Origin of the sequence: Neobacillus sedimentimangrovi (genome assembly GCF_010614825.1) — a bacterium.
GTDB classification, from domain to species: Bacteria; Bacillota; Bacilli; order Bacillales; family Cytobacillaceae; genus Neobacillus; species Neobacillus thermocopriae.
On the sequence record NZ_JAAFZF010000027.1, the window covers coordinates 1 to 13442 of the forward strand.

The window sequence follows — 13442 nt, forward strand, 5'->3', positions numbered from 1 at the left end:
TAATAGACCTTTCGCTGACACGCTGTACATTTGGATTTTTTTGAAGCATGTTTATCTCTTTAGATGAAAATGTTATTTTACTCATGTTGTCCCCTAATCTCCATATTCTGAAATTCAAGTATATAAATATACCTGTAGGTTGAACACTCTTTTGTTCGAGTGTCCTACCTACAGGTACCATTTTAAATCGTTCTCTCTTTTTTTTTGAATGAAAGATTTAGGCTGGATTAATAGAAAAGTTCGACCCTTCTTTGAATCGACAAAAATAGTGAAAGTTTTTGTCGCTTTCAGACAAATGTTTCTTTTTTGATTTTTTATAATAAATAAAAGGAAAGTCGGCAAAGGAGAGGTCTGTGTGAGAAAATATCAACTATATTTAATAGAAGATGAATTTGCCACTCATTACTTCGGACGCGAGAGATTATTTTTTCAACTTTTCAAAGAACATTTGAATGCTAGTGGAGAACTTGCTTTTATTATTAATAAGCAAATTGCCTATATCACCAAAAAAGTAGAAGTATTGAAAATACACCAGCTTATTCAAAAACATCTTGGAAAAAGAAAGGGATTTAAAGCCGATCATGGCGCATATACGATTGAATTAAGTGGAAAAATAAGTAAGGCGAAATTAGAAATTTATCAAGACCTCCTCACGATTGAAGCAGATGGCAGCTATGAAGCGGAAACGATATTTTTTGAAGTGTTAAGAAAGTATGAATCACCGATTTTAGCGATTGATCTCGAACATGAGCGTTTTGGATGGCTAAAACCCATTAAAGAAAGAAAATATGTCTAATTGAAACGAAATATTGTGTAATTCCATTTTATTTAGTACACTGTAGTATGGTAGACAACATGAAGGAGGAAATTAGAATGATGTATGTTCTAGTTGGTATACTAGCACTGCTTGCTGGTGTAGCACTAGGATTTTTCATTGCTCGTAAATACATGATGAGCTATTTAAAGAAAAATCCACCAATCAATGAGCAAATGTTAAAAACTATGATGATGCAGATGGGTCAAAAGCCATCTCAAAAGAAGATCAATCAAATGATGCAAGCAATGAACAAGCATATGAAATAAAACGAATGGCTAGGACTCCCTTAGGAAATAAGGGGTTAACGCCGAAAAAGCCGCTTTTTGGTGAAATCAGAACCAGAGGAGCGGTTTTTTTAATGGGAATGAAAGATCAATCTTACTAGAAAAGAGCACTCCATGATATTAAATAGACTATACTAATAATAGAAGATACAAAAAGAAAAGCGTATATTATCCAAAGGAAGATATAAAGGAGAACCTTCTTCTTATGGTAATGGTGAATTATGCCCACAAGATGAGTATAAAAATTCGGAAGATTACGGGCTACTTTGGATAGCAGAGACTCTACAAAAATACATAGATGTTTTTCGTAGTTATGGAGCCAAAGGCATTGATTTAGTAATTAGCGTGTTTTATGAAGGATAGTGCAATTTTATATTTGAACCAAAAGCTATTAAGTTAATTGGTGAATTAGGTATTCCCTTACAAGTAAGTTGTTATGAAAGTTATTAAGTCTTATTTAAGTAACGGGCAGGATAGGTTAAGAATGGAAAATAATTTTGATGACTTTGTGTTACACTTTATGGATAATAAATTTATAAAAGGACGTACAATATGAATGATTTTAAAGATGTAAGAATTTATTTTCTTATGCTACCTTCTATCCTTATAGGAACTCTTGCAATGGTGTCATATGGTGTGACTATAAGTCTTTGGATTCAAAACATAATAATTTGGATAATAGGAACTACTTTGAGTTCGGTCTTTATAATTAAGAACAAGAAAAGAAAATTTTTTATTGGTAATTTTAGTTACACCATTATTATTGTAGCTTTATTAATTTTGCCGTTTTTCTTTAATGGATTAGATGGTGTCCATCGCTGGCTATCTTTTGGACCAATCCATCTATATATAGCAAGTATTATTTTGCCTTTGTTAATTATTCATATATGGAAATTAGCATTAAATAAACGTGAACACTATGTATTAGGATTAGCCATTATTACATCAGTGATATTGCTATTTCAGCCAGATGCAGGTCAATTAACTGCATTTGCATGTGCGATTGCATTCATTGTATGGAAAATAATTAGTAATAGGATGATAAAGATACTATTTATCACATTTACAGCAGCCATTTGTGTTATATCGTGGGTTTTTCTCGATGATTTAGCACCAGTTCCTTATGTGGAACATATTATCTTTTTAGTTGCAGACTTAGGGAATTTTTGGTTTATTTTAGGTATTTTCTCACTTATATTATTATTATTTCCATTCTTTTTTTATGGTCGGAAAAGTATTATTTCTTTATCATTAGGGGTTTACTTTCTAATGACGATGATTGTAACTTTAATTGGTCATTTCCCAATGCCAATCATGGGATATGGAATATCACCCATTATTGGTTACCTAATTTCTATTACCTGGCTAAATAAAAATAAAGAAAAGTTTGTTTAGAAAGTTATTCAACTAAAGGGGGCTTTAGTAAAAGAAGAAAGGGTTCTACATATTAAATATGACTAATATGTAGAACCCTTTCATTTTTCAATCTTTTTTTAAATTAGGTCTTGATAAACTCAAGGGGTGCTCTTTTAATTTGGGCTCTGTTAAATTTTAATGTTGAAAAATGAGTAAAATTTAAGGAAACCCGTTCTAAAAAGGTTTCCTACTTAAATTGGTATAAGTTAATTTGTAAAAAATACCCAAAAAAACAAAAGCACATTATTAATATTTTACAATTGTTGTTACACCACGTTCAGTTAACAATGTTCGATGGCTGAGTTCTTCTACCCATTTTTTAGGGTTAAGCTGATAAATTCCATATTGATTTTGGTATGTATAGCTAGCAACGTTGATTGTAATTGGCTCTGGATTTTCAAGTACACGTTGAATATATTCTTCATACCATTTTTGTACAGGTATTTCATAAAGTTCCAAGACATCACCTATATCCATATATTTCTCCAAATAAACGAAAAAATAATGATTACCAATACCACTAGCTTCATATATATATGGCATTGATAAAACTGGTTTAACAATATCACACCACCATTGATCTGCTTCATATACTGAGAAACACATACCTAATTCATAAATACCATTATTATTGTAATCTTCTATTTCTTTAGGCATTATTAATGGTTTAGATGAAGCTAAAAATTGAATCCTTGACAATTAAAAGCCCTCCCTTCACTCTTACACAATACTACACACTAAATTTTAACATTCTTAAACTATCATATGTGTCAGACTTGTTCGTGGCTTATTCCTCGATGTTTAGATTTACCACCACGTTTACGAGGTTTGCGGTCATTAATATCACGTTGCCCTTTTTGAGAGTATAGGAAATAAGTCTCGTCAATTTCAACAATTCCTTCAAAATGTTCAAAATCCATTTGTTTCAATGCATTTAACAGTTTGTGTCTCCAATAAAATAGAGTAACCTAAGTACCCCCCACGATTTCAGTTGATTTTCGTAGGGAATAACCTTTGAACCTACATTCAACAAATGTAATCCATTCGTTACCTTTTCGAGTACGATACAGAACAGTATTAGTTGTGTCAGTAAAAGTCTTGCTACAACATTTACAATGATAGCGTTGGCGCCCTTTGTATTTTCCAAATCGTACAACGTGTTCTGATGAACAGTGAGGACACTCAAAACCTTCTTTGAAACGAGTTTCTCTCATTTCGTTGATTAGACTACCACTAGCAGAAGAAGAAGGTTCAACATAGCGTTTAACCCATTGGTAGACTTGTTCTTTTTTTGTATGGGGTAGTTTGTCGATATACTTTAACAAATTACTAAACGCTTTGCTCACCTTTGCTCCTTCCTAGAATGTACGTTCTTATCATAATTGCACAAAGATTTTGAACAATTATCAAATATCAACATCTACCTTTAACAGAGCCTTTATTTAAAAGAATAAATTCTAAATCTTTATTATTTTATAAATATTTGGTAAAATAAAAACCTCGGAATGCGAAATAGTTTTAGATCATTATTGGAGTGGAATGACTTCATGTTTTGGGGGAGGGTATATGAGGGTCTTTTTAGAACTTAGCTGGTTTTTTAAACAAGAGAAAAAGGCATATCTTTCTGGAATCTTCTTTTTGTTATTGGTCGCTTTCTTGCAAGTGATACCGCCCAAAATCATCGGGCGTGTGACGGACCATATTAACGAAGGAACCTTGACAAAAGGATTACTCGTTCAATATGTGTTCCTTTTGATTGGTATCGGGCTCCTTTTGTATGGATTACGATATTACTGGAGAATCATGATTTTTGGTTCAGCTGTAAAGCTAAGTAAGATTTTAAGGGACCGTTTATATCATCATTTCACCAAAATGTCTCCATCTTTTTATCAAAAAAGTCGGATTGGAGATCTAATGGCTCATGCGACCAACGACCTGCAAGCGATTCAACAGACGGCAGGAGCAGGAATTTTAACCCTTGTTGATTCTCTCTCCACTGGCGGATTTGTGATATTGATGATGGGATTTACGATTAGCTGGAAATTAACGTTGATTTGTTTACTTCCGATGCCTTTTATGGCAATACTGACTAGCTGGTTTGGTACAATGCTACATAGAAGTTTTCATCAAGCACAAGAAGCCTTTTCCTCCTTAAATGATAAGACACAGGAAAGTATTACGGGAATCAAGGTCATAAAAACATTTGGCCAGGAAAAAGAAGAAGTAGAGGATTTTAGAAAGCACTCAGAGGATGTTGTTCGCAAAAATATCGTTGTGGCTAAAATTGACTCTTTATACGACCCTACAATTTCTATTATTGTTGGAATCTCCTTTTTTTTATCTATCGTGTTTGGTGCAAAATATGTACTCAATGGTGAATTGACGATCGGTGATTTAATATCGTTTACAACCTATTTAGGTTTGTTAATTTGGCCCATGCTTGCATTTGGCTGGTTGTTTAATATTGTTGAACGAGGTCGTGCTTCTTATGACCGGGTTTCCACTCTATTAAAGGAAAGAGTAGAAATCAAAAATGCTGATGGAGCATTGGATATCGTTCCGTGCGGTGATATTGTCTATTCCATTTCCGAATTCACTTATCCTGGGGAATCCTCACCAGTTTTAAAAGAAATTTATTTTACCCTAAAAAAAGGAGAAACGCTCGGGATCGTCGGAAAAACAGGAGCAGGGAAAACCACCTTATTGAAGCTCTTGATTCGGGAATTTGAAGGGTATCAAGGAACCATCACTTTTGGAGAACATACGTTACCAGAATATAAGATAGAGAGATTAAGGGAGGCCATTGGCTATGTCCCACAGGATCATTTTTTGTTTTCTGCGACTGTAGCGGAAAACATTGCCTTTACGAATCCTGAGTCGGATCAGAAAGAGATTGAACAGGTGGCAAAACTGGCCCATATTCATGAAGATATTCTTCAATTTACAAATGGATACAAGACGATCGTAGGAGAGCGGGGAGTATCATTATCAGGCGGACAAAAGCAGAGAATTTCCATTGCGCGTGCTTTATTAATGAATCCCGAAGTGTTAATCTTGGATGATTCTTTATCTGCTGTAGACGCGAAAACAGAAGAAGCCATCCTCTCCTCACTTAAACAAAATCGAGAAGGAAAAACAACCATCATCACCTCCCATCGATTAAGTGCCATCCAACATGCCAATCTTATTCTTGTTCTTGAGGACGGAAAAATCATTGAACGAGGTACACATGAGGAATTGATGGGCCAAAACGGTTGGTACAAAGAAATGTATTTATGCCAGCAGCTGGAAGAGTTGGTGGAGCATGGGGGACATTAATATGAAAGAAAAATTTCATTTATCGAAACAGGAACAAAGGGAAGTGTTATTCCGCCTTCTTTCCTATACAAAACCGCATAAAAAGCGATTGGCGATGGCCTTTCTATTATTACTCATGACCACGATATTAGAAATTATCCTTCCCATTTTGGTGAAAATCTTTATTGATGATTATTTAACACCAGGAAATTTGGAGTTTCAGCCATTGCTTTTACTCGGTATTTTGTATATGGGAATTCAGGTAGTGAAAGCCCTATTATTATTTTTTCAGCTAGTGAAATTCCAAGAAATTGCGCTTTTAATTATTCAGCAACTTCGGATTGATGTGTTTTCAAAAGTTCAAGCTCTAGGATTGAAATATTTTGATAAAACACCAGCCGGTAGTATTGTCTCCAGAGTAACGAACGATACAGAAGCCATTAAAGATATGTTTGTCACAGTCCTCGCTACGTTTATTCAAAGCGGTTTTCTACTGAGCGGTATTTTCGTTGCGATGTTTCTATTAAATGTAAAACTTGCATTATTTTGTGTAGTGCTCATTCCTATCTTAATCTTTGTCATTCGCTTATACAGGAAATGGAGTTCAAGGTATTACCTCGATATGCGTGAAAGACTCAGTCAGTTAAATGCAAAGTTAAACGAGTCTTTACAAGGGATGGCTATCATTCAGGTATTTCGTCAGGAAAAACGCCTACGACAAGAATTTGGGGTAATCAATAATCAACATTATCATGCAGGAATGAAGAATATTAAAATTGATGGACTCCTTTTACGCCCAGCCATTGATTTAATTTATATATTTGCTTTAATACTGGTCTTAAGTTACTTCGGTGTTACCTCTTTCGATACAACGGTAAAAATTGGTGTCATTTATGCCTTTATCAATTATTTGGAACGCTTTTTCGAACCTGTGAATCAGATGATGATGAGGCTTTCTCTTTTCCAGCAAGCCATCGTCGCTGGTTCTCGCGTGTTTAAACTGCTCGACGAGGAAGAATTGGCACCCGCGCAAAAGGACAATTCGAATACCATTGAACAAGGGAAAATAGAATTTAAGAATGTGAGTTTCTCTTATGACGGGAAAAGGGATGTCTTGAAAAATATATCGTTTACAGCTCATCCCGGAGAAACAGTAGCGCTTGTTGGCCATACGGGAAGTGGAAAAAGTTCGATCATCAACTTGATGATGCGGTTTTACGAATTTGATCGCGGAGATATTTTCATTGATGGAGAATCCATTCGAAATTATTCAAAAAAGGAGTTACGGAATAAACTAGGTCTTGTCCAACAGGATCCGTTTTTATTTTTTGGAACGGTAAAAGATAATATCCGCCTCCATAACAAAGATTTGACGGATGAGCAGGTGAGAGAAGCGGCAAAATTTGTTCAAGCACATAGCTTTATTGAACGATTGGAAAATGGCTATGAACATCAAGTGGTGGAGAGAGGGGCCACCTTCTCTAGCGGTCAGCGACAATTAATTGCGTTTGCACGGACGATCGCGGCAAATCCGAAAATTCTCATTCTCGATGAAGCCACAGCCAATATTGATACAGAAACAGAGGAAGAGATTCAAACGGCCCTTTCCAAAATGAGAAAAGGAAGGACAACGATTGCGATTGCCCATCGATTATCGACCATCCAGGATGCCGATTTAATTCTCGTTCTACACCAAGGTGAAATCGTTGAACGAGGAACCCATCAAGAACTGCTTTCACTCGGTGGTCTCTATTATAAAATGTTTCTTCTTCAAAACGGTGCAGTGGAACATACCCTGTAAAATAATGTGCGACTCTCCCCAGTCGAATAGGAATTGGCGGGCGCGTTGTAAGGTAAGATCTTCTAAGTATTCTTTTCCATTGTAGACAGGTATCGATGATTAAAAGTTAAGGCCTCTTGTTGCTGTCTGAAACAGAGTAAAAATTTGATAGGATGAAATGGAGTCATACTGATGATCCTTTTTTACTCTCTATTGAAAAAGTTGGGTTACTTTTACACTAAGAGGGGATTAGAAATGGGAAATCATGTGGCTCTTTTTTTTATGAGATCAAACCATTGAAAAGGGATGGGATTTTCACTTGTTGTTTTATTTTATTTATCTTTTTAGTATATAAAATAGTAAGAAACTTGCTAGCTACAAATAAATAAATGTTTCCCCACTAGGAAATCCTAGTGGGATGTTTTGGTCGAAAATGAAAACTCTTTTTAGCTTTGACCGCAAAAAAAGAACGTCCATTGTTGGATGGTCGTTTTTTGGTTTATTAAAATTCGTTGAGAAATGCAGTACCTATGATTCCTATTAGGGATACAGTAAGGATTACAACGACACTAAGAACAACAGAAATCCATTTCCCTTTTCCTGAATTTCGAATACCTAATATAAGAGCGAGAATAGGGCATAGGATCATGGCAATTACAACGAATGGTCCTAAACTTCCGAGCGAAATGCCCGATTGGATGAGACTAAAAAGAATAAGGGATATGGCAAGTAATATATAGGGGACAATTTTGGACATGGTTTAACCTCCTTTTATTCTTATTAGATGGAATATTTTTATTGTACTATAAGTGAACCCAATAATTGTATAATATGGTTAAATTTCCTTTTGGTTTCATCAAAAACTTTGCTATAAAAAAGAAAAAACCTGGGCTAATGAACGATACTCCAATGATTAGGTATGCCTAATGATTGAAGCAGTTCACTGACCAGGTTTTTTAATATCTTGAAGAAGAAACATGATTCAAATGTTGTCGATAATATTCATTGATTAAATGATCAAGTTCTTGGCTGTAACGAATCGCAACGGTAGACGTTAAGCCGTTGCTATTAGCGACTTTAATTAATTCAGCTCGCTTTTTTTCAATTAATGTGATTAAATCATTTTTGATCACGGCCGCGGTCCTTTCTGGAAGACTCCTGTGTTTGAAAATAGTAGTAGAACCTGAGTCTATCAAAATGACATTGTTTTACTAGTATAACCTAACTTGTCAATTTTTTCAAAGGGAATTGTAAAAAAATATCAAATTACAGCGGTGGGGAAAGGGAAGAATCCCAAACTTGTCACAAAATATTTATGTTCATCTTTACCTTTTGGATGAAAATTTTGTTAGAATGAAGAGGGATTGACCATATTAGGAGTGTTTTTATGTCAGATGTTAATATTTTTATGGCCATCGGTGCAGGCTTTTTGAGCTTTATTTCTCCTTGCTGTTTGCCGTTGTATCCAGCTTTCCTATCTTACATAACGGGCATGTCTGTGGGAGAAATAAAATCAGAAAACGCTATGCTACAAAAACGGAGTCTCCTGCACACTTTGTTTTTCTTAATCGGCTTTTCTGTCATCTTTATCGCCATTGGGTTTGGAACTTCATTTGTGGGAAGTTTTTTCCGGGAATATAAGGATTTAATCCGCCAATTGGGAGCTATTTTTATTGTTTTCTTTGGTTTAATGATTGTTGGTGTTTTAAAGCCAGAGTTTTTGATGAAAGATCGCCGAATCGAATTCAAAAACCGTCCCTCTGGATACCTTGGCTCGGTACTCATTGGGATGGCATTTGCGGCTGGATGGACACCTTGTACCGGACCGATATTAGGATTTGTTATTTCACTCGCGGCTTCGAATCCAAGCCAGGGCGTCATCTATATGACAGCCTATTCTCTTGGATTTGCTGTTCCATTTTTCATTTTATCGTTCTTTGTTGGCCGACTCAATTGGATCAAGAGAAACAGCGTGAAAATCATGAAAATCGGTGGTTCCATCATGATTGTCATGGGAGTAGTGCTGTTCTTTGATTGGATGACGAAAATCATTCAGTTTTTGTCACCATTATTTGGTGGCTTTACTGGATTTTAATGGTTGGAAACCGTTTTGGGTGGAATCCCAGAATGGTTTTTTCTTTTATGATGATAATTGGCCAAAAATGGGGACTAAAATGTGTCAAAATCACTTACATCTACTATAAAATTCGATATAATGGGGAAGTAAACATTTCATTAAGGGAAGAAGGATTCCAATGAATTATGTTGTTATTTCTTCAATTGGTGCGGTTTTTATGGGGTTTCTTGCACTTTATGTCCGCATGAAAGCAGCCAAAAAACCAACGAATGTAAGGAAAATCATCATGCCGCCCTTTTTTATGTCCACCGGAGCCTTGATGTATGTCGTGCCTGAATTTCGGTTGACTCCTTTAGAAATGTTAGAGTCGATCGCACTTGGTATGATTTTTTCCATCCTTTTAATCAAAACATCGAAGTTTGAAATTCGAGACAATGAAATTTATTTAAAACGTTCCAAAGCGTTTATTTATATCTTAGTAGGATTGTTAATTTTCCGTTTAGGATTGAAATCGATCTTAAGCTCAACGATCGATTTTGGGGAATTGAGCGGTATGTTTTTCTTGCTGGCGTTTAGTATGATTGTACCATGGCGCCTTGCGATGTACCTCTCTTATAAAAAACTCTATCAACAGCTCCATGGGAAAAAATGAGAAACATTGATCCTTTTAGTGGATCAGTGTTTTTTATTGGCTGTTTTACGTATAAATTGTTGCTTTTTATTTTTACAACTAATCCTACTGATGCCCGTTGGCTTGATAGGGGAAAACTTAATGTAGAACAAAATTTTAGCATATCCAAAATCAAATGATCCAACTGTAAATAGGTTTAATAGTATATAATAAAAGACCTCGAAAAATGAGGTCAGTTAATAGTCATCTTAGATGATAACCGATGATTTTTATTTTAATTTCTCAGGATTCTTAATTTTGATTGATGCTACTTTTCCACAATCCAAGCAAACGGTATACACTTTCTCTGAACCAATTGCCATTTTTTTATTTAAAGGTCGTAGATTTATATAATCCGTTGCTTGTATAAATGAATTTCCTCCGCAATTCTTACAATTCATTTATTATCACCCCCTAAACTATATGATAACAGAGTTTATAAAATTAAAATAATTTAGATAATTGAATGACAAGCATTAAGAAACCATCTTTTAAAATTCACGATAGAAAAGGAAGTCACCATGTGGTTCCGAAATCATAAGATCTTCCTCAAATGGTTAGAAAGGAGAGGGGAAGTAAATTTTTAGAAAAAAATAAACCGTCACCTAAAAAGGTACGGTTTAGAATAAATGCTCATATGGCGTAATGTCAATTTTATTTTCAAATAGCTTTTTACGCAAAAATTTATGATCTCGTTTTGGTGTGGCTTGAATGTAGCCGCGAATCACCAAATCCTCGGTAATTTTCGGAACTTTTTCTTTTAAGGCAAGTTCGCCAATTTTTCCGGCAATTTTATGTCTTGCTACATCCCGGAATAATTCAGGAACAGGACTGACAAGATCCTCAAGGAGCGCTTTTTCTTCAGGCCCCCATAAATGCTGAGATTCTTTCACATAATATTCTTCCCAATCCATTTCAGACTTGCCATCTTCCTTTGGCATTCGTTTTAAAAATTTCCGGAACATAAAATAGCCGCCAATGGCAAACATGAAAACTAATAGAAAAATCCAAATAAGGATAAACCATAAAAACCAACCTTGAAGCATGCTTATTCACCTACAAAGACTAATGATATCCTTATTATAGTCTGTTTGAAAGAAAAATGACAAGCCATGCTTATTCCTATAAAGGTGAAGGTACCACTTAATAATGAGCACTTTGCTCCTCTATTGAACTAATGGATGTTCTATTGTAATATAATTGTGACCAATCCATTCACTTTCTAAGATGGGGCTGGATGAGAGACTGGTGTTCTCCACGGTCTTCAAAACCGCCTGAGACCACCGTGTGTGGTCTGGTGGGTTCGATTCCCACACAGTCCCGCCAATCAAAAATTCTTTAAGTATATCGATTTCATGTTTGGATGGATACCCAAATGACTTTCTTAGTTTCACTAAAAGGTTTTGGAATTAGTTTTTATAAAAACAATTATTAACTGAATCATAAAAGATCTCTCTTGTAGTTGGTTTATAAAGGCCTAATTTAAAAAGATAGAAAATTAAAGGGATTTACATAGTATAAATGATGTAAATCCCTTTCTTCTTTTACTATTGCTTATACAACTATTGCGTTTGATTGTTGAAGATCAAAATTTGATAAACATGTTTAAACACTTAACTATCGTGCCTCGATATTTAACCAGGACACATTGATTATGTAGTCTTATAAAGTGTTTTAGCGTATGTTGTAATTACTTTACCACACTTATTTAAAACAACAACAGCGTATGAATTTTCACAACGTAAAACCCTATTTGCTTGTGGTATTATCTTGGTAGGATTCTTAACTGCACTATTCATTGTCCATCTGGCTACACCTCTTCCACCGTCTCGCCTAATAGTTTGATTACCTAACTTTAATAAATAAAAGAAGAATAATCATGTGAGTGCGTCAATAAATATTGTATTTGGTATACTTAAATTACCAAAAAATAAGGGGGAAATTTCATGCCATTATTAAATTCAAATCCTTACAATTGGAAAGCATTTTCTACATCACCGCCACCACCGTTTACTCCTTTAAAAAAACTTAAAATAAAAATAGAGTAAGAATCTGCGAAATGTAAGCTGTTTCGCAGATTCGAAGGAGTAAACAATGAAATCAAAAGTTCAGTTTATCTTATCAATGGTCATTTTTGGGGCAATTGGTTTAGTTGTTCGTTTCATTGACCTTTCTTCGAGCGAAAGAGCTTTACTTAGCAGTTTCATAGGGTGCTTATTTTTAACCTGTATCCTTTTTATGATGAAGAAAAAAATAGTGTGGCATTTAGTGAAATCTAATGCTTTGATTTTAGTTTTTTCAGCTATTGCGTTAGGTGGGAATTGGGTTTTTCTTTATAAATCCTACGATTATACAACAATTGCAAATGCGACACTTTGCACCAGTAATGGTTATGTTACTTTCTCCTTGGATACTTAAAGAATCACTTTCTATGAAAAAAGTGATTTGTATTTTTGTTGCGATTACTGGCCTCGTCCTAATCGTTGCAGAAGGGATAAGCGCATCTCGTACAAACGATATCCTTGGCTTTTCTTATGGTTTAATAGCGGCAGCTTTTTATGCTTGCTTACTATTGTTAAATAAATTTATTAAAGGGATCGGAAAACTGGAGCTTACCATTATTCAACTTGGATTAACTGCTTTGCTTCTCATGCCATATGTTTTTGTTACGGAAGGTTTTGGAATATTCGAAGTTTCTCCAACTTCGATTCCTTACATTTTCATTTTGGGCGTTGTAAATACTGGTGTTGGCTTTTGGTTATTCTTCTCTGGAATGGAAAAGTTAAAAGGACAAAACATTGCCATGTTAAGTTATATCGACCCTTTTGTAGCCATCCTTATTTCGGCGATCATCTTGCAAGAACATATGACGTTTGTTCAAATGATAGGTGGGGGATTACTATTAGGCTCAACTTTTGTGAGTGAAAATCAATTCATTCGCTTTCCTCAAAAACTAAAAAATATTTAAGTAATGAAAAGAGGGGCTATCCGGAAAGTGGTATTTCAGCCGAAATCTTTATAAAAGCAAAACCCAAGAATGCTGTTAAATCAACATTCTTGGGTTTTTAATTTGGGTTCATTTTTCTCTTAAATGGACTTTT

Annotated in this window: 12 protein-coding genes, 1 tRNA gene and 2 pseudogenes; 9 read left to right on the forward strand and 6 right to left on the reverse strand. The window is 34.9% G+C overall.

Features of this window, described 5'->3' with window-relative positions; translation table 11 throughout:
* Positions 1–355 precede the first annotated feature (355 nt).
* The 3 genes from sirA (at position 356) to GZA11_RS10090 (ending at position 2496) form a co-directional block, all read left to right on the forward strand.
* Positions 356–796 carry a sporulation inhibitor of replication protein SirA gene (gene sirA, locus GZA11_RS10080; protein ID WP_038541358.1) on the forward strand — a complete coding sequence of 147 codons (441 nt, stop codon included), beginning with the start codon at positions 356–358 and terminating at the stop codon, positions 794–796.
* Positions 797–873: 77 nt separating this feature from the next.
* Complete coding sequence (locus tag GZA11_RS10085) at positions 874–1083, forward strand: YneF family protein (protein WP_038541360.1); 210 nt, start codon at positions 874–876, stop codon at positions 1081–1083.
* A 570-nt stretch (positions 1084–1653) separates the two neighbouring features.
* Positions 1654–2496 (forward strand): hypothetical protein, encoded by an 843-nt coding sequence (locus GZA11_RS10090; RefSeq protein ID WP_038541362.1) that lies wholly within the window; start codon positions 1654–1656, stop codon positions 2494–2496.
* 267 nt (positions 2497–2763) lie between these two features.
* On the opposite strand, the gene GZA11_RS10095 is transcribed toward GZA11_RS10090, so the two are convergent.
* A complete protein-coding gene (locus GZA11_RS10095; protein ID WP_038541364.1) occupies positions 2764–3216 on the reverse strand; it encodes a hypothetical protein in 453 nt (150 codons plus the stop codon).
* Between the two features lie 74 nt (positions 3217–3290).
* Positions 3291–3863 (reverse strand): annotated as a pseudogene (locus GZA11_RS10100) (transposase); the annotation flags it as partial.
* A gap of 220 nt (positions 3864–4083) precedes the next feature.
* On the opposite strand from GZA11_RS10100, the gene GZA11_RS10105 reads away from it, so the two are divergent.
* Both GZA11_RS10105 and GZA11_RS10110 read left to right on the forward strand, forming a co-directional pair.
* Positions 4084–5835 carry an ABC transporter transmembrane domain-containing protein gene (locus tag GZA11_RS10105; protein ID WP_038541366.1) on the forward strand — a complete coding sequence of 584 codons (1752 nt, stop codon included), beginning with the start codon at positions 4084–4086 and terminating at the stop codon, positions 5833–5835.
* 1 nt (position 5836) lies between these two features.
* Positions 5837–7615, forward strand: coding sequence for an ABC transporter ATP-binding protein (locus GZA11_RS10110; protein WP_163183683.1), 1779 nt, complete (start codon positions 5837–5839; stop codon positions 7613–7615).
* Positions 7616–8096: 481 nt separating this feature from the next.
* Here GZA11_RS10110 and GZA11_RS10115 read toward each other — a convergent pair whose 3' ends face one another.
* Together GZA11_RS10115 and GZA11_RS10120 are read right to left on the reverse strand one after the other, a co-directional pair.
* Complete coding sequence (locus GZA11_RS10115; protein WP_163183684.1) at positions 8097–8351, reverse strand: hypothetical protein; 255 nt, start codon at positions 8349–8351, stop codon at positions 8097–8099.
* Between the two features lie 199 nt (positions 8352–8550).
* Positions 8551–8727: an aspartyl-phosphate phosphatase Spo0E family protein gene (locus tag GZA11_RS10120; protein ID WP_163183685.1), complete on the reverse strand. Its 177-nt coding sequence runs from the start codon at positions 8725–8727 to the stop codon at positions 8551–8553.
* Between the two features lie 254 nt (positions 8728–8981).
* Between GZA11_RS10120 and GZA11_RS10125 the strand changes: the two genes are divergently transcribed.
* Together GZA11_RS10125 and GZA11_RS10130 are read left to right on the forward strand one after the other, a co-directional pair.
* Entirely contained in the window at positions 8982–9689 is a 708-nt protein-coding gene (locus GZA11_RS10125; RefSeq protein WP_038541373.1) for a cytochrome c biogenesis CcdA family protein, read from the forward strand.
* A gap of 160 nt (positions 9690–9849) precedes the next feature.
* Positions 9850–10323 (forward strand): CcdC family protein, encoded by a 474-nt coding sequence (locus GZA11_RS10130; protein ID WP_038541375.1) that lies wholly within the window; start codon positions 9850–9852, stop codon positions 10321–10323.
* Positions 10324–10571: 248 nt separating this feature from the next.
* Here the strand turns inward: GZA11_RS10130 and GZA11_RS16495 are convergent, their stop codons facing one another.
* A complete protein-coding gene (locus GZA11_RS16495; protein ID WP_200878206.1) occupies positions 10572–10742 on the reverse strand; it encodes a hypothetical protein in 171 nt (56 codons plus the stop codon).
* A gap of 219 nt (positions 10743–10961) precedes the next feature.
* On the reverse strand, positions 10962–11387 hold the full coding sequence (locus tag GZA11_RS10135) for a DUF2621 domain-containing protein (protein WP_038541377.1): 426 nt from the start codon (positions 11385–11387) through the stop codon (positions 10962–10964).
* A 183-nt stretch (positions 11388–11570) separates the two neighbouring features.
* Here GZA11_RS10135 and GZA11_RS10140 point away from each other — a divergent pair.
* Positions 11571–11667 (forward strand) — tRNA-Sec (locus GZA11_RS10140).
* Between the two features lie 768 nt (positions 11668–12435).
* Positions 12436–13309, forward strand: a pseudogene (locus tag GZA11_RS10145) (DMT family transporter).
* The last annotated feature ends 133 nt before the right edge of the window (positions 13310–13442 follow it).